The sequence below is a fragment of the Emticicia soli genome (assembly GCF_037860775.1).
Classification (GTDB): domain Bacteria; phylum Bacteroidota; class Bacteroidia; order Cytophagales; family Spirosomataceae; genus Emticicia; species Emticicia soli.
In genome coordinates this window covers 431,685-449,833 of record NZ_JBBEWC010000003.1, presented here as the reverse complement: position 1 = coordinate 449,833, position 18,149 = coordinate 431,685, and the positions used below count along the sequence as shown (strand labels likewise).

The window sequence follows — 18,149 nt, the reverse complement described above, 5'->3', positions numbered from 1 at the left end:
GGCTTTACGCCAGAGAGGTTAAGACTTATGCATAATCTGAATAAGAGTGTGTTTAAACTTTGTCAATCTGACCGAGAAGTAAAGGTTTTTTGACTAGACAAGGCGTCATTTTGCAGATGTAGCCAGAAGCTACATCGAAAAAATGCAACGCAGTGTAGTCAAAAAAGATTACTTCGGAGGTCGATTTATAAATTTTAAACACACTCTAAAATTATATATTCTTTTTCTTCAATTCGTTAACTGCAAAATTAGCAGCACGGGCAGTAAGTGCCATGTAGGTCAACGATGGGTTTACGCATGAAGCCGAGGTCATACAAGCACCATCAGTTACAAACACGTTTTTCACATCATGAATCTGGTTATTGGCATTCAATACCGATGTTTTAGGATCACGGCCCATACGAGCAGTACCCATTTCGTGAATCGCCATACCAAGATAAGAACCGTTGTCATAAGCACGAACGTTTTTCACGCCTGAGCTTTCCAACATTTCTTTAGCATCGTTCATCATGTCGATACGCATTTTCTTCTCGTTTTCTTTCAACTCAGCATCAAAAACAACCAATGGCATACCCCATTTGTCTTTTTCGGTAGCGTGTAAATACATACGGTTTTCGTAGTACGGCAAAGTTTCACCAAAACCACCTAAGCCCATTGTCCACAACCCTGGCGTAGTTACCTCGTTTTTGTAGTCAGCGCCGAAGCTCAACTCTGCTACATTACGTTGCCAGCCCTGACGGCCCGCACCTGCTCCACCCTGGTAACCAAAACCACGGATATAATCACGTTTATCGTTACCAATATTACGGTAACGTGGCACATAAATACCATTAGCACGGCGGCCGTAAGAGTATTTATCCAAGTCGCCATCCCATACGCCAGATGCTCCTGTACGGAAGTGGTGGTCCATTAGATTATGTCCTAATTGTTGAGAATCATTACCCAAGCCATTAGGGAAACGGTTTGATTTTGAGTTAAGCATGATAGCCGTAGAACCCAATGCACTACCACAAACAAACACTATCTTGGCAAAGTACTCGGTAGGTTGAAGCGTTACGGCATCAATTACTCTTACACCTGTTGCACGTTTTTTGTTTTCGTCGTACATAATTTCAGTAACTACTGAGTCAGGACGAAGAGTCAAACGGCCGGTTTTAGCCGCCGGAGGTAGTGTACAAGATTGTGTACTGAAATAAGCTCCAAACGGACAACCCAACGAACATTTGTTACGATACTGACACGCAGCACGGCCAACACCTAATTGAGCCTTTTGCGCTTCCGAAAGGTTAGCTACACGGCCAATAGTCATTACACGGCCCGGGAAATTTTTCTCGATGCGTTTACGTACCTCTTTCTCAACGCAGTACATTTCCATCGGTGGTAAAAACTCACTGTCTGGCAACTGAGGTAAATTAAGTTTCTCGCCTGATATACCTACAAATTTCTCAACGTAAGAGTACCAAGGCGCTATATCTTTATAACGGATAGGCCAGTCAACTGCTATACCATCTTTTAAGTTTGCTTCAAAATCTATATCACTCAAACGATACGACTGGCGTCCCCACATAATTGATTTTCCACCTACAATCCCCGGACGGTACCAGTCAAATCTTTTATCTTCTTTGTAGAGCGAATCTGAATCGTTCATCCAGTATTTCTCTGTCATTTCATTATATGGGTAATCACGCGCCAATTTCGGATGCGATTCTTTCTGAGCAATCGTTAATCGTCCGTTATATTGCGTCTCCCACGGATTTTTCATGGCATTTTCATAGCCGGTTACGTGCTCTAATTGCTTTCCTTTTTCGAGCATTATTACACGCAATCCTTTTTCTGTCAGTTCTTTTGCTGCCCAACCTCCGGTTACACCCGAGCCAATAATAATGGCATCGTAGGTCTGAGCTTTAATTGCATCTATATTTAAGTTCATTTTTTGTCTGTGAGGTTAACATGAATAGGTTAAAAAAATTAAATAGCCCAGGTTTTCTGACCAGGTTTATATGGAGCCGAACCATCGAATCTACCCGGAATCGGTAAATACTCTAAGGCTTGTGTAGCACCAATTTCAGAAGTAAAATAACCTACGGTGGTTAGCTCTTTCATTCTCAGGAAAAATGGTTTGTCAGCCGTCATGGTCTGTTTTACCATTTCGTTTTTCTCAGGCGTACTTAATTCAATAAAGCCTTTACCATATTTGGTTTTGCTATCGGCATCTAGTTTTGCCAGACCTGCATAAAACTTATCCTGGTCTTCTTTCACAAAACAATCACGCATTACTCTTACAATAAATTTCTCTGCTCCGGCAGCTTTGGCACCAGGCGTATCGGTTGTAGGAATAATGATGTCGGCAACTTCGGCCAACAATGTTTCTTGGGCAGCGGTAGTGGCTACGCTAGGGCCTGTATTAAGTACTTGTCCCATTACACCAGCTATTAGTGGCGGAGATAACACCCCTCCTACTAAAAGGGCAACTCTCTGAACAGCTTCTCTACGATTCATTCTTGATAAGGTTAATAAAATGGATAATGTTTTAAATTATATATATTACGCTGGTTGTTGCAGTTTTAATTGTGAATTACGAATGGTCTTGAACTTTGATTTACTTGATTTTATGATTTCATTGATTAAACAAATCAGACAATAATCAACATTCAAATCATTGTCAATCAGATTAATCAGTTAAACCAAAGTTCAAGACAATTCACACATTCACTAAATTCTTATCTCGTAAAACTCTCTCCTACAAATTTCAATACTTCAGGCAGAGCTGTGCGCCAGTATGACCACGTATGGCCTCCGTCTCTTACCCTGAATTCGTGTGGAATTTTCTTGTCAATCATCATGGCGTGTAGTGCCATGTTGCCTTTAATCAGGAAATCGTCGTCGCCACAATCGATATAGAATCTTACTTTTTTCAAATCTTCGGCATTAGCAGTTTCTACAATTTTGATTGGCGCATTTTTGTAGTAGTGGTCTGTGAGGCGGTCTTTGCCTTTCAGGTTTTTACCGTATAAATCACCGAAAACGTTATTCCATCTTTCCTGTTCCTGGTTTCCGCTTACAATTTCTTCATCAGTCCATACAGCTGCACTCAATGGCGCAGCAGCAGCAAACATTTCGGGGTGTTTTGTTGAGTACAGAAGTGTACCGAGCCCTCCCATCGAAAGACCTGCTACGGCTCTGAATTCCTTTTTAGAACGAATACGATAGGTGGTTTCGATATACGGAATGAACTCTTTAATGAAGAAATCTTCAAATTTCGTTTTTCCATCATACGTATTCATATACCAGGTTACACCTGCATCAGGCATCACGATAATCATTGGTGGGGCTTCGCCACTGTTGATTGTTTTATCTGCAATTTCGGGTGTCTTACCGAACTGTGTCCAGCCTGTTTCATTATCTGTATAGCCATGTAATAGATATAGAACAGGATACAGGCGATTGTTTTTCTCGTAATCGGCAGGCAGGTAAATATTATACTTTACTTCTTTGCCTAAAGTACTACTTTTTATTTTCAGACTTTCTTTTACAATACCTTGTTGTGCAAAACTGAGTGCTGAAACCAGTAAGAAAAATAACAGGCTAATCTTTTTCATTTATGACAGGATTTATTTTTGATGGAAACTTTCGCTTACAAACTTAAGTACTTCGGGTAATGCCGAGCGCCAGTATGACCATGTATGGCCACCTTGACGCACACGAAACTCGTGCGGAATTTTCTTGTCTATCATCAAGGCATGTAGTGCCATGTTGCCCTTAATCAGAAAATCATCGTCGCCACAATCAATGTAGTACCTTACTTTTTTAATATCATCCGGATTAGCCGTTTCAATAATTTTCAGGATTGAATTTTTGTTATAATGTTCGTTGATACGGGCATTGCCTACCAAATCTTTCCCATAGCGTTGGGCATAAGAGTTTGCCCATTGTGCATCGGGCATAGCAATTACTTCTTCGTCGGTACGTACACCTGCGCTTAAAGGAGCCGAGGCAGCAAATAAATCAGGGTGCTTGGTCGACATCACTAATGTGCCATAACCACCCATCGAAAGCCCTGCAATAGCTCTGTAGCGTTTTTGCGCACGGATTCTGTAAGTTGACTCAATGTGAGGGATAAACTCTTTAATGAAGAAGTCTTCGTAAGGCACCTTACCATCAAAACTATTTACGTAGCCACTTACACCACCGTCAGGCATGGCAATTATCATAGGAGCAATTTCGCCATTCTGAATTAATTTATCGGTAATGCTGTTGGCTTCACCAAATTGCACCCAGCCTGTTTCATCATCGCCAAAGCCATGCAATAAATAAAGAATCGGGTACGAACGATTTGATGTTGAGTAGTCGGCAGGTAGATAGATATTATACTTTACATCTTTGCCTAAAAGAGAACTTTTAATGGTAAGGCTTTCTTTTACAATGCCCTGCTGTGCAAACACATTAAAAGACAGGCATAAAAACAACACATTAAAAATGCGTTTCATTGCTGGTGTACAGGTTAAAGGTGAATAAGTAGTAAATATACAATCATTAAGCCTTTAAATCCAAATTTAAAGGCTGCTTACAAAACCCTTACATAAAAATAGCTCCAGCCGCTTTCTTCAACAGAAGAAAGCAAGCTGTCGCTTTTTAGGGTTCGGGGGTGTTATATATCTTATTAGCCCAGCATTTATTTCAGATTAGTGAAACTGGTAGATTGATTTTCGGAAGTCAATGTAATACCAGTCTTTAAAACCAAAGCATTAAACAATTGCTTTGCGTGCCTCACGGTCAGGGTCGTTTTTCAACACGCACACATCGTCAAGAATCATCGTTTCGCCATTAGCTGTGGTGTAAGGTGCCCAGTTTGGAAGCCCTCCTCCGTTCGGATTACCCGTGCGTACGAAGTTCAGGAATGATTTCGCCATTTTTTCAGACAAACGGCGTGGTCGCGCACCACCACCTGTGTGTGTCAGCATCAGGTCGGTATTATAGAACCAGAAACAAATATCATCGCAGTGGAAGGCTCTCATTCTACCGTCGAATAATGGTGGTTGCCAGCCAAACCATGCCACATATACAGGAGCTTTCTGTTTTACTTTGGCATCGGCGGCAGCAATTACATTTTTACGATTGCTCATAATCATCGACCATATTTCGATAGGCTTTTTGTTCGGGAACACCTTGGCATACGCATCGGTAATTTCACCTGATTTGTCACCAAATCGTGGTTTCAGTTTTTCTTTTACATCACTGAAAGATACTTGTTCGATTCTTGCATCGGTACGGCTTGGTGAAAACTCATTGAAGGTACTGCTAATAATGAGCGGTACATCGGCCGAGAAATGATTGGCATCAGAGAAAAATGGCTTATCGCTCAGGTAATGTCCATCGCCTACCGGAGCAAAACCACCCCTCATAAGGTTCATCTTCTTAGCTTCTTCAGCCATTGAAGCTACAGCTTTATTAGCAATATCAATATATTGGCGCCAAGGTATCTGCTGTAACTTATCAATATCGTTTGGTCCTAAACCTGCTTCTTTCAACACCGCAGCGCCTAATTTTTCTGAATATTCTTTTGGCACACCACTCAAAGTTGAACCACTTAATGATACTGCTTTATGGAACAGCCCCTTAGCCGATGGCATCGCCATCAGGGTGCATACTTTTGCTCCCCCACCCGATTGGCCAATGATGGTTACATTGTTGGCATCGCCACCAAAATTGCCAATATTTGCTTTTACCCACTCCAAGGCTGCTACGATATCAAGCATACCCACATTACCCGAAGCAGCAAACTTATCGCCACCTACACCAGCCAGATTCGTAAAACCAAGTGTACCTAAACGGTGATTAAGTGACACATAAACAACATCGCCCAAACGGCTTATATTCTCGCCATAGTAGCCATCTTGCTCTATGCCATTACCATTCACAAAGCCACCACCGTGCAGCCATACTATTACAGGTCTTTTTTTGTTGTCTAGCACCGGAGTCCAGACATTAAGTCTCAAACAATCTTCGCTTACATCGTCATAATTCCAGTGGTCAACAAACGAGGCATATTGGTCGGCATAGCGTTTTTCCATAATCTGTGGTGCGGTATTACCCCACCATACGGTTGGTTTTATGTCGGTCCAAGGCTCTGGTTTTTGTGGTGGCATAAAACGGTTTTTACCGCCTGTATCTGCTCCGTAAGGCACACCCAGAAAAGTATGGATTCCTCTTAATATATATCCTCTTATTTTTCCGTAGCTTGTATTGGCTACGGCAATGTTATCGCCAACAAATAATACTTGCTCATCATCTTTTTCTTTTGTATCAAATGTATTAGCATTAGCACTTAATGGTATTGAACTACCTATCCCTATCCCGGCTGTACCCAAGCCAAGGGTTTGAATAAAGTTTCGTCTGTTAGATTTCATAGTAATTTATTGAAAGGTTGAATGATGTATATAATCTGAGCTTTAGCACTATTGCTATTTGTAAAATTTTAATGTCAATTATTTTACTAATTTACCTCTTTCCACCACCGCCTTGAACCTCTTATTTTGAGTAATTTTAAGTGAATTACCCTTAAATCTACTACTGCTATGAATTTACTTTTTTAAGAATCGACTTATGGTGTAAATTAGCCTATATATTGCTTTTTTGTGGCGATTTTTTGGTGTTTGTGATGAAGAAAATAGCTATTATATAATTTTTTCAATATTGCATTACACCAAACAATGTTATTGTATCAATTTGTAACAATAATACAAACATTCTTAATTTATCACAAATTTTATTTGTTTCTGCATAAACCTAATTTTAAAGAATATTTTCTTTGTAGCTCATTGCATAAATAATACCTACCCACAACTTGAAAGAGTACCCGAAATTTTTACCATAAATGAGTTTCAGAATCTATAAGATTCAATTTTGTGAGAAAATACAACACGCTCAAATTGTCAAGGAAAAGTGCTGGGCTTAGATACTCTGACAAGACTTGATAAGAAGATAAACAGGTGGTGCTCATAAAGCACCTTATTTATATTGTTTTTGATACCAAAAGGGGCTGTCTCAAAAGTTTTTTATACCAAATAATATTTGGAAAAGACCCCACCCTAACCCTCCCCAACAATGGGGAGGGGACAAAAAAGCCCCTCTCCCCACAGTTGGGGAGAGGGGTTGGGGAGTGGGGTCTCTACCTTGCCAAATAATATTTTGTGCCGTTTTCTTTTGAGACAGCCTCTTTTAAATAATATAAAAAAATACATTTAGGGCTTAATAATTCGCTTCTTGCCCGAAGCATTTATCAACTCTACATTTTCGATATAAGCTGGCAAAACTAAGCTGCGTGATGATTGTGACAGAAAAGATGAACCATAGTTCAATTCCTCTCGTCGGCTTTTGCCACCCTTCCAACGCAATATAGCGGTGGTTTCATCAGGCAATAGACTAATATTCTTAACAGGCTTATTGTAAGAGAAAAAGCGCAAATCTCCTCTGTTTTGCGACGTAACTAATATAGAGCCTCCTTTTGCATCTTGTAGCCGTACTAGACTCTTGGCATCGCCTGATACATAATAACCACTTTGCGATGCTAATATTGGCGTAAAGTTGCCTTTTCCATCGCCTTTTAATAAAAGGCCATTGTGGGCGTCATGCTTACCTATCAGCAACTCAGTACCAAAGTCATTGCCTGCTATGAGTACATCAAGATTACCATCCTGGTCGTAGTCGTCGGCAATCATGCCATAAAGCGGCGCAAATTGGGCTTCTATTGGCAACTCACTTATGGCAAATAGCCCATTGCCTTTATTCTCTATATAGCTGCTTTTCATCCAGTTAGCGCGTAAAATCAAAGCATCTTTCATCTCTTCCGGTTTCAATATTTTATCAATAGTTGCGTCTGAGAATTTATCATAATTCTGAAAACGCTGGCGGGTCTGGATAAACTGCTTCGCTAGATCGTCACGGGTATTGTACGGAAACTCTTGCAATACTCCTTCCTGATTAGGAAAATATACTGTTGGAATAGCATCAAAAAAACCATCATTGTTAAAATCTTTGGCATAAATGCTCACAGGTTGGGTATCATTGGCTTGCAGCAGCGTATTTAAACCCAAGTTACCTGCTATATAATCTATGTCTCCATCATTGTCAAAGTCTCCGGCAGTAATGCTCGTCCACCAACCTACCTTAGCCTTCAATGTCCCATTTTCTTTTACTTGCTCTAGTTTTCCCTTGTTATTTTTCAGAATCGTAACAGGCATCCATTCACCCACCAATACTAAATCCTGCCAGCCGTCGTTGTCATAATCGCTCCATAAAGCATCACACACCAAGCCGATATTCTGTAACTGAGGAGCCACCTGAGTGCTTACATCTGTAAATTTCACCTGTCCATTGGCAGTATCATTTCTAAGAATATAGCTCGATACTGGTTTAGGATACGCATTGGGCTCAACACGCCCACCTATAAACAAGTCTAAATCGCCGTCATGGTCAAAATCAGCGGCTTTTACGCATGAGCCACTTTTCAAAAAAGCCGGAAGCGCCTGCTCGCTTAATTGAAAATGCTCCTTGCCATCATTAATATATAGTTTATCCTGAAATGCCGGAGACCCGGCATTAAACTCGGCACTACCACTTACAATATAAAGGTCAAGGTCTCTGTCTGCATCAGCATCAAAAAGCAAAACACCCATATCTTCCGAAATCTTACTGAATCCGTCTTCTCCCGATAATAAATCCTGTACACTGAATTTGCCCTCTTTATTCTGAATCAGAAACTTCCCTTTTCTGTTTTTAGCGCCGCCTACAAACATATCTTCCCATCCATCGCCATTTACATCTCCAACAGCAAGGGCAGGCCCAAACTGAGACATTTTATGGGGTAATAGTTTTTGTATATTAAAATCGATGTAATCGTCTTCTTGGTGCACATAAGGCACTTGTAGTTGGGTGCTTATATCAGCAAATAAGGTAGGTGCTGGCGTTTGCCCGGCAGCAGGTTGCAGGGTAGCATCGCTCTCTTTTAAACTCAGAATCTGATTAGCTTTGATGTTTTTGATTACCTGTGTTTTGCCACTTTGCCATACTACTTTCAGTTGGTCTATCTGCTGTATTTTACCTAAGCCAAAATGCGCTACGGGTTCTACCGACGATAAGTAGCCTCTATAAGGTGTATGCTCATACACTTGTTTTTGCCCATTACTATAATTAATCTCAACCCATGCGCCTAAGCCCATTATATTGGGCAGGTTACCTTTAAACTTTATACGCAAATAATTACTTTCCTGTGGTTTTAGTTGTATTGAATTGTTTCGGTAAACCGAAGCCGAATCGTTGATGTTGTTGACTATATAATCAAGGTCTCCGTCGTTGTCGAGGTCGGCGTATGCTGCACCATTCGAAAACGATGGCTCGGCCATACCCCATTTTTCGGTTACATCTTCAAATTTGAAATTACCTTTATTATGAAAAGCAAAGTTTTTTATCTTAACAGACGGAATATAATCTAAAAGATAGGTAGGAGAAGCTAAATTGTGAACCTCGTGCCGATAAGCCATAAAATCGAGGTCGGTAATATCTTTCGGGAAACCATTAGTTATGATAATGTCTCGCATACCATCGTTATCAAAGTCAACCACCATGGGTGTCCAGCTCCAATCAGTTTGGGCAACTCCGGCAAGTAGTCCTATTTCGCTAAAAACAGGTTGCCCTGTAAGTGGGTTTTTACCTTGATTGACTTGCAACGTATTGCGTGCATATTGATAGGTATAGTTGTATCTATCGTTATTCTGGAAAGCCTGATAATTATTTGCCATTGTCATCATCTTCTTCCGTTTGTTGCTGAAAGGCATCATGTCTAAAGCTATAATATCTACCAATCCATCGTTATTAATATCAGACACCTCGTTACCCATTGCCGAATAGGAAGTGTGCTTGAAGTAGTCTCGAGCCTGTTCTACAAAGCCTATGTGCTTACCATCTTTATGCTGGTTTATATACATCAGGTCGTTTGTCAGGAAGTCGTTCGTTACATAAATGTCCTTCCAACCATCCTGATTAATATCGGTAATATTTACACCAAGCCCGAAGCCTTCTACCAGAATACCCTCTTCTTTCGATACATTGGTGAAATATGCATGTTTTTTGGTATCATCCCAATCATTACGATAAAGCCTGTGTGTACGTTTTGAAGTACCATCTTTTAGAGCCTCACGATACATATTAGGTATGTTTATGTCTTCCATCTGGTTTACAAGCACATACAAATCGAGGTCGCCATCGTTGTCATAATCAAAAAATACCGAATTAGTGGTATGGGTAGTATCGGCAATACCATAGTCGGCCGCCATTTCTTTGAACGACGGGATACCATCCCGTCCAACGCCTTGATTAATATACAACATATTTGCCCGCAAACCTGCCGCTTTTTTTACCGAAGCCGAAACATAAATATCAAGTAGATTATCATTATTTATATCAACTACCGATACCCCATTGCACCAGCGCCCCTCACCGTCTACATTGGCTTGCTTGGTAACATCAACAAACTTCAGTTCATTATTCTCGTCAGTACCCTGATTCAAATATAACCTATTAGGCACCTGATTGCCTGTAAAGTACACATCTACTTTATTATCGTTGTTGAAGTCGCCAATGGCTACGCCTCCACCGTTGTATATGTATTCAAAAGCCACAATGTTCATGGTATCATTTTCTGTAATTCTGTTAGAAAACTGGATACCTGTTTCATTTGAAGGCAATTTGGTAAAGACTGTTTCTGATTTTTTGCTACAAGAAAAGAGCACAGGAATGGTAATCAGGAGCGCAACTTTCCTGAAATAGAAGTAAATAAAATTAGGTCTCATTTTAAAGAATAGGTAGTATCTGAAAAAAAACAGAGATGGTAAAAGCTACCATCTCTGTAAAGTTAACTTTTTTTTCTAAAACAATTCTACTTTAAAATTATTTGTAAGATGGGTCTTGCTCTAAAGTAGCCTTACCATCTTTTTCTGAACGGTCAATAGCCTCTTGAGGAATCGGGAAGAATTCGTTTTTACCTTTCACAAATCTTGCACCTTTTTTATACACACGTTTGTTGGCCTCAATTTCATTGTACTTATTAAGTACATCGGCAGAAACACCCCATCTGGCAAGGTCGAAGAAACGGTGGCCTTCCATACCAAACTCAAGGCGGGTTTCAAAACGTACGGCTTTGCGTGCAGCATCTTTACTAGCCCAAGGCGTGCTATAAGTTTTAATGAGATAGTTAGCCGCCGGAACAGGTTTGCCTTGTGCATCAAACACTAATGTATAGGCATCACGGGTTGAGCCCTGTATGGCTTTCTGTACAAAACCAGCCGGATTCGCTGCGCGCGTTCTTATCATATTTACGAGTTCTCTTGCTCTTTCCAGACTTCCTACTTCTACTTCGCACTCAGCCAACCATAGCAGAATCATGCTATAACGCATAATACGATAGTTGTTGCTCGTTAGGTTACCCCAACCATTTACACCTGTAAATGCTTTAGACGGAATGTGTTTTTTCGGCGAATAAGGCCCTGCATAGGTTTGGTCACGGATAAAGTCTACATTATGAATTTTGTAATCGATAAACAAAATACCACGACGACCCACAGTGTGGTCAAGGCGAGGGTCAAGTGTACCTTCATACGGTGTAAAAGAATCTTCCAGCTTTAAGCCTTGGTCGTTTTTAACATCCGAATCATTGAAGGTATCAATTAAAGGCAGGCCATCAGCCCCTGTTTTAAAGGCATTCACAAGGTTTTGTGATGGTTGGTAGAACCCGCAACAACCCCAAGGCGAAGCATAAGGGTGAGCTAAACCTACACCTCTGTTGGCGGCATCACCACTTGAGCTTGAAGACGCATATTGCACTTCAAAAATTGACTCTGAATTATTACGTGTACTGGCATCGTGGTTATCTCTATAAAGTTCAACCAAGCGGTATTTGCCACTATTAACAATTTCTTCCAGAATCGCCTTTGCTGCTGTTAATTTAGCAGCATTAGCTGCGCCTGTGTTCATGTCAAAGCCCTGGTACATTAAAGCTTTAGCTTGAAAAGCCTTAGCAGCCCATTTGGTTGGGCGGCCTACCTGTGCCTGTGTAGCAGGTAATACTGCAGCAGCCTCAGCAAAATCTTTCTCGATTTTTGCCCATGCGTTAGCATCAACAGGTACTTTTGTACTTTCAAGGTCATTCAGGTTAAAGGTAGCATCATCAATAAACGGAATGTTTTTCCACATTTTTTTAGCTTCAAAGTGGAAAAGACCTCTTAAAAACTTAGCTTCGGCCAAAATCTGCGCTCTTCTGGCTTCGCTGATGTCTTTTACATTTTTCAATGTATTAATTACATCGTTTGAACGTGCCACACCTTTAAACAAGCCTCTCCATTTATTACGGATATGCCCATTAGTAGGCTGAAAATCCCATTTTTCCAAAAATGATTCTTCGGGTTGGTCACCGGCATCTGTACCCTTATAGGCATCATCAGATGTTAATCCACCAAAAACCCAGTTCTGAATATCATTTTCCCAGTCCGACTGTCCGTCTAATCCGGCACCATCAACCATTCCATAAGCACCCAACAAAACCCCTTCAACGCCCTTGGCGGTTTGTAATGCTGTTGGGCTATATTGCGCTTGTGGCTCTCGGGTCAGGAAGCTGTCATTGCAACCAATTGCAATGCCAACGGTGAGTGCTGAAGCCAAAAATATTTTAACCAAATTATTACTTTTCATATTTGAATTGTATTTGTTTAATAGTAAATGCTATCTGGATTATAGTGTTTAGAATCCAAAATTGATACCCACAATAACTGTTCTTGATACAGGCATATACCCACCATCAAAACCTAAAGTATTGTCTACACCTGTCTGGATTTCAGGGTTAAGACCAGTGTATTTAGTAAACGTAGCCAAATTTTGTACTTGCAGATAAATCTGTGCATTATCAAGAGCCGTTTTGTTGGCAATTTTTGATGGCAGATTATAAGTCAACTGCACGTTTTTGATACGGAAATAAGAAGCATCTTCAATAAAATAGCTCGACGGACGGCTACTTACCTGGTCGTTAGCATCCATAATAGGCACAGTACCCGACGTATTATTAGGCTGCCATGCATCATACAAAGCGCGTTTTGAGCGGTTACCCTGGAAAGTATTGAAATCGGAGAAATAACGGGTATAGTTGAACACATCGTTACCTTGTGAACCATTGGCAAAAATGGTAAGGTCAAATGCTTTATAACCAAAATTCAGGCTCAAACCATATACAAAGTCAGGGTGAGGGTTTCCAATGATAGTACGGTCGGCATCGGTAATTTTGCCATCGCCATTAATATCAGCCACTTTAAATTTACCAGGTTTGTTATAATCTTCGTATTTAGGCCATGCATCTGCCTCGGCTTGTGACTGGAAAATACCAAGTATCTGATAACCATAAAACGATGAAATTGGCAAACCTGCCTGTGTAAGTGTAATAGCAGGTACACGAGAGCCATAACCGAAATAACGCGTATTAGGGCTTGCATCAAGTTTATCAACGTTATTTTTGTAGGTCGATAAGTTAGCAGCAATGCTATAACGGAAATTATTAATGTTACTCTTGTAGTTCACACCTAAATCAAGCCCTTTGTTGGTCATTTGCCCTACGTTAAAGGCAGGTGCACTTGCATCACCCACAGTAAATGTCAATGGCGTAGTAAACAACATATCGGTTGTTACACGTTTCCAGAAATCGATTTCGAAACCTAGTTTACCTTTAAACAAAGAAGCGTCTATACCAAAGTTGGTTGATGTTGTAGCCTCCCACTTAGCATTAGGATTACCAAATGCTTGCGTATCATAACCGATTGTAGGGGTTGTCTGGCTACCATCAATCGGATACCCCGCATGAAAAATATCTGAACGATAAGTAGTGTAGGCATTATAGTTACCGATTTTCTGGTTACCTGTTTTACCCCAACCAAAACGAAGTTTTAAATCACTGATGAATGTCAGATTGGTAGAAATAAATTTCTCTTCAGATAAACGCCAGCCTAAGCTAAATGCCGGGAAAAGTGCATTACGAGAAGCAGATAAGAAACGAGAAGAAGCATCGTTACGCACAATAGCCTGAAACAAATATTTATCGTTATAAGCATAGTTGAACTTACCAAACTGCGAGAACAAAGTGTAGTCGTTACCAACTCTGCCATAGTTACCAACTCTGGTTGGGTCTCCGAGGTCAAGGTAACTGATGATTGGTAAGGTTTCAAAAGCATAACCATTACGTGTAGCACCAAAGTATTCGCCAAATTGCTTGATAGCTTCAGTACCTACGTAGGCATCAACTTTATGCACAGTATTAAATGTTTTGCTAAACGATAAAGTGTTTTGCCATACCCATTGGTAATCGTAGCTGGTGTTTGACTCTGAACCATTGTTGAAACTACCTTCAATATACTCTGGGTTTGCACGACCAATGTATTTGCCGTTTTCGGTAGTAATATCAATACCTAAGCTGGTTTTGAAAGTCAGAAACGGTAGAATGTCATATTCGCCATAAATATTACCAAAGCCTCTCAGGCGGTATCTTCTGTTGTCGGCAGCACGGGCAAGTGTTGCGTAAGGGTTTGAGTTATTACCCAGGTTAGCACCACGAGAACCCGAGAAGAAACCTGCAATATCGTATAAAGGCAATAACGGATGGTGCTTATAAGAACCCGAAACAGCATTTTGCTCTTCGTTATTATTAAAGCCACCTTTACGGTTATCTATCGATACCGTGAAGTTTTCACCAACTCTCAATCTTTTGTTGATAGCCGAAAACTCGGTATTTGAGCGCAAAGTATAGCGGTCGTACCCGATAAATTTAACAACCCCATCTTGCGAGAAATATCCTATCGATAAGGCATAGCGGCTGTTTTCAGAACCACCACTGGCTGTAAGTTGATAATTCTGAATCGGTGCTGTTTGTGTTACTTCTCCCCACCAATAAGTATCGGCCGATTTTGTAATGGCATAGATGTTATCAGGCGTTAAAGAATACAAAGCAGGGTTTGTATTAGCTGCTCCTTCTTTACCTGCACTCGGAAACACGTAGTCAGGAATGGTTACTTCGCCATTAGGGCCAAAAGTATATTGCCCGTGTGAAGGTGTTTTTCCGGCATATTTATCAGCCAGATAAAGATATTGTCCTAATTCTTTCGCATTTAATGATTGTACATTTTCTGATACTTTTTGGGTGCCGTAATAAGCAGAAAAATTAATTTTTGCAGGGCCTATTTTACCTTTCTTAGTTGTGATAATCACAACGCCATTGGCAGCACGAGAACCATAGATAGAAGAAGCCGAAGCATCTTTCAGAATCTGTATGGTTTCAATATCATTAGGGTTAAGGTTTCCTTGGTTTTCTGTCGGAACCCCATCAATAATAAACAGTGGGTCGTTATTACCAATTGTACCAAAACCACGGATACGCACAGTAGCATTACCGCCAGGTGTAGCATCATTTACGATACTAAGCCCTGAGGCACGGCCTTGCAATTGTTGCGCAAATGTAGTGGCCGGCACCGACTGTAAATCTTTTGCATTAACGGTTGTTACAGCGCCGGTAATGTCTCTTTTTGATTGAGTTCCGTACCCGGTTACAACCACTTCTTCAAGCGCAGCTTCGTCTGATTCTAAGATAACATTTAGAGTAGATTGGCTCGAAACCGAAATCTCCTGAGTTCTGAAACCGATAGAACTTACAACTATTATAGCTCCGTTATTTGGAACATTAATTTTGTAATTTCCATTAGCATCTGAGATTGTTCCGGTTGTTGTCCCTTTTACGGTAATACTGGCTCCGGGAATAGCCTCACCTTTTGCATCACTTACTTTACCACTAACAGATTTTTGTGCAAACGCTACAATGGACATCAGCCAAAGCATGCCACAAAACAGAGTACCCCTTAGAGGTACAAAGTAGTTTTCTTTCATACGCTTTTTTTGTTTGGTTTTAATAAAATAAATTATAGAATAAAAATGCTGGCATACACCCATAAAACCGATAGTGTATACCGATAGGAAAAAATTAATCTTTCATACGCTTTTATAAAAAAACTGATAACAGCAATGGGAGTATATACATACTCATTTCACTCCGGTTTATCTCAGAGTTACTTATATACACAGAATTGCAATAAGAAAGTATTTTTCATACGCTTTATAAAATCAGGTAATAATAGGTATAGTAAAGTAACCTCTGGCTTAACCAGAATGATGTAAATAGTTATAAAGAAAGAATAAGATTATCTTTCATACGCTTTTATGTTATTAGTATAAAATTAGGTTATAGTGTATCAGAACAACCGAGACATTCTGAATAAGATGTGTAGAAAGTATTGCTACGAAATTAATGTACAGTAGATTAGAATGAAGTATACTTCATAGGCTTTTTTTAGTATTAGTTTAAAATTAGGTTAATTAAAAACAGAAGTATATCAGTGTTTATTAGGGTGCTTTGAAAGCAAAATATCGATATATTTCATAGGTTTAGTACGTTTTGTAGCATAAATAGGTGTTTTTATTATTCTATCATGCTATAACAGGCACAAATTATAGGAATTCTTTAATTTTTCCAAATTTTTCTTTTTTTTTTATAAATTTTAATCTGCGTTCAATTTTTTGAGTAAACGTAATGTTCAAGATAAATTTTCAAATCAGTTTCCGAAGGCTTTTATCATTAAAAATTAGAAGCTAAAACTCTTTATCACACTACCAATTTATTATAAACCAAAGAAGCAATACCTTTTCAGATATTGCTTCCGGCTTTGATAATTTTATGCTTTTAGAAACGAGATGCAAACTCTTTGGCAAAATCGGCAATCTTAACATCACCATTTAATGGCGCACCCTGTGCTTCGAAATCACCTTGAAGTTTACCTTCACGAATAGCATCACCCATTTCGGTGTATAGCTCTGCCATTTCTTGTGGCACACCTGCTCCGGTCATGCCTTGCAAGGCTTGGTCGTCAGTAAATTCTACCCAAGGTAATTCGGGTTTACCAATAGCATTGCCAATAGTTTTGGCAACATCGGCAGCAGCTACATAGTCGCTAACGATGTAGCGTACAGCATGTCCACTTGCCGTTTTTTGCAGTTCTTCTGCTGCTGCAGCGGCAATATCTTGCGGATGAACCAATGGCAATTTTGTGGCAGCAGAGAAATTAGAACCCTGTATTCCTGCATTTTTAATAAGCGGAACATCTTTATAAAAATTGGTATAGAAATACCCCGCCCGTAAGAATGTGATAGCTACATTTTGCAATTTGCTATATAGTTTTTCGATATTGTGCAGCCCTGCAATTGGCCCGGTGCCGCCGTCAAAGTCTGCACCAACGCTGCTTAACATTACTACACGTTGCACACCTACTTGTTTGATAGCCTCGGCATAAGCCTTACCAACATTTGTTGTGTTTTCAATAATATTCTGAAAACCTATATTTGGCGGTGTCATAAGATATACAGCATCTGCTCCGGCAAATGTACTTGCCAGAAAAGCTACATCTGTTATAGCGCCTATTGCGGCTTTTGCACCTGTGCTTTCAATAGCTGCTTTTCTTTCCTCGCTGCTGCTGATAACTGTAACACTATTGCCGGCTGCAACTAATTTCTTTACTAAGTGTTGCCCTATGTTTCCTAAAGAACCTGTAACTGTAATATTCATTGTTAAATTATTTTTTTGTTTACAGTTGCAAAGCTATATTTGTACTTACTTTTTTACAAGTACTTACCCTAAAGTATGTATCAATGACAACGATTAAAGAATCATCGACAATTCAGCAAAATAAAAAAACAGCACTAGAAATGTGCCCGGTAACCTTTACAATGGAGAAGATTGGCGGCTACTGGAAGCCTATTATTATCTATCATTTATCAAAAGAAAGCAAACGTTATAACGAGCTGAAAAAAGCCATTCCTGCTATTACAGAGAAAATGCTCATTCAGCATCTTAAGCAACTAGAAAATGATGGGCTGGTTATTCGGGAAGCAAAGCCGGTTGTGCCGCCGTTTGTGACCTATCGCCTGAGCGATTCGGGGCAAAAAATCATTCCCGTAATTGATGCAATGGCCAACTGGGCATTTGAACATATAGGAGACCCGAACTGACAATAACATTT

At 40.0% G+C, this 18,149-nt stretch carries 10 protein-coding genes; 1 reads left to right on the top strand and 9 read right to left on the bottom strand.

Going from position 1 to position 18,149, the window contains the following annotated elements:
* Nucleotides 1–211 precede the first annotated feature (211 nt).
* The 9 genes from WAE64_RS05345 to WAE64_RS05305 form a co-directional block, all read right to left on the bottom strand.
* The gene (locus WAE64_RS05345; protein ID WP_340235199.1) at nucleotides 212–1,930 is read right to left on the bottom strand and encodes a GMC oxidoreductase; all 1,719 of its coding nucleotides are present in this window, start codon (nucleotides 1,928–1,930) and stop codon (nucleotides 212–214) included.
* A 38-nt stretch (nucleotides 1,931–1,968) separates the two neighbouring features.
* Complete coding sequence (locus tag WAE64_RS05340; protein ID WP_340235198.1) at nucleotides 1,969–2,499, bottom strand: gluconate 2-dehydrogenase subunit 3 family protein; 531 nt, start codon at nucleotides 2,497–2,499, stop codon at nucleotides 1,969–1,971.
* A 221-nt stretch (nucleotides 2,500–2,720) separates the two neighbouring features.
* Nucleotides 2,721–3,599, bottom strand: a complete 879-nt coding sequence (locus WAE64_RS05335) for an alpha/beta hydrolase (protein WP_340235197.1) — start codon at nucleotides 3,597–3,599, stop codon at nucleotides 2,721–2,723.
* A gap of 12 nt (nucleotides 3,600–3,611) precedes the next feature.
* Nucleotides 3,612–4,487, bottom strand: a complete 876-nt coding sequence (locus WAE64_RS05330; RefSeq protein WP_340235196.1) for an alpha/beta hydrolase — start codon at nucleotides 4,485–4,487, stop codon at nucleotides 3,612–3,614.
* A 258-nt stretch (nucleotides 4,488–4,745) separates the two neighbouring features.
* A complete protein-coding gene (locus WAE64_RS05325; protein ID WP_340235195.1) occupies nucleotides 4,746–6,407 on the bottom strand; it encodes a carboxylesterase/lipase family protein in 1,662 nt (553 codons plus the stop codon).
* Nucleotides 6,408–7,241: 834 nt separating this feature from the next.
* Entirely contained in the window at nucleotides 7,242–10,847 is a 3,606-nt protein-coding gene (locus WAE64_RS05320; RefSeq protein ID WP_340235194.1) for a CRTAC1 family protein, read from the bottom strand.
* 97 nt (nucleotides 10,848–10,944) lie between these two features.
* Nucleotides 10,945–12,741, bottom strand: a complete 1,797-nt coding sequence (locus WAE64_RS05315; protein WP_340235193.1) for a RagB/SusD family nutrient uptake outer membrane protein — start codon at nucleotides 12,739–12,741, stop codon at nucleotides 10,945–10,947.
* Nucleotides 12,742–12,789: 48 nt separating this feature from the next.
* Nucleotides 12,790–15,966 (bottom strand): SusC/RagA family TonB-linked outer membrane protein, encoded by a 3,177-nt coding sequence (locus WAE64_RS05310; protein WP_340235191.1) that lies wholly within the window; start codon nucleotides 15,964–15,966, stop codon nucleotides 12,790–12,792.
* Between the two features lie 850 nt (nucleotides 15,967–16,816).
* On the bottom strand, nucleotides 16,817–17,695 hold the full coding sequence (locus tag WAE64_RS05305) for an NmrA family NAD(P)-binding protein (RefSeq protein ID WP_340235190.1): 879 nt from the start codon (nucleotides 17,693–17,695) through the stop codon (nucleotides 16,817–16,819).
* Nucleotides 17,696–17,778: 83 nt separating this feature from the next.
* Here WAE64_RS05305 and WAE64_RS05300 point away from each other — a divergent pair, with 83 nt between their 5' ends.
* Nucleotides 17,779–18,138 carry a winged helix-turn-helix transcriptional regulator gene (locus WAE64_RS05300; protein ID WP_340235189.1) on the top strand — a complete coding sequence of 120 codons (360 nt, stop codon included), beginning with the start codon at nucleotides 17,779–17,781 and terminating at the stop codon, nucleotides 18,136–18,138.
* The last annotated feature ends 11 nt before the right edge of the window (nucleotides 18,139–18,149 follow it).

Coding starts and splice junctions, on each gene's coding strand:
- WAE64_RS05305 (WP_340235190.1), bottom strand. CDS start 17,695: ATGAATATTACAGTTACAGGTTCTTTAGGAAACATAGGGCAACACTTA.
- WAE64_RS05330 (WP_340235196.1), bottom strand. CDS start 4,487: ATGAAACGCATTTTTAATGTGTTGTTTTTATGCCTGTCTTTTAATGTG.
- WAE64_RS05345 (WP_340235199.1), bottom strand. CDS start 1,930: ATGAACTTAAATATAGATGCAATTAAAGCTCAGACCTACGATGCCATT.
- WAE64_RS05320 (WP_340235194.1), bottom strand. CDS start 10,847: ATGAGACCTAATTTTATTTACTTCTATTTCAGGAAAGTTGCGCTCCTG.
- WAE64_RS05310 (WP_340235191.1), bottom strand. CDS start 15,966: ATGAAAGAAAACTACTTTGTACCTCTAAGGGGTACTCTGTTTTGTGGC.
- WAE64_RS05335 (WP_340235197.1), bottom strand. CDS start 3,599: ATGAAAAAGATTAGCCTGTTATTTTTCTTACTGGTTTCAGCACTCAGT.
- WAE64_RS05300 (WP_340235189.1), top strand. CDS start 17,779: ATGACAACGATTAAAGAATCATCGACAATTCAGCAAAATAAAAAAACA.
- WAE64_RS05325 (WP_340235195.1), bottom strand. CDS start 6,407: ATGAAATCTAACAGACGAAACTTTATTCAAACCCTTGGCTTGGGTACA.
- WAE64_RS05315 (WP_340235193.1), bottom strand. CDS start 12,741: ATGAAAAGTAATAATTTGGTTAAAATATTTTTGGCTTCAGCACTCACC.
- WAE64_RS05340 (WP_340235198.1), bottom strand. CDS start 2,499: ATGAATCGTAGAGAAGCTGTTCAGAGAGTTGCCCTTTTAGTAGGAGGG.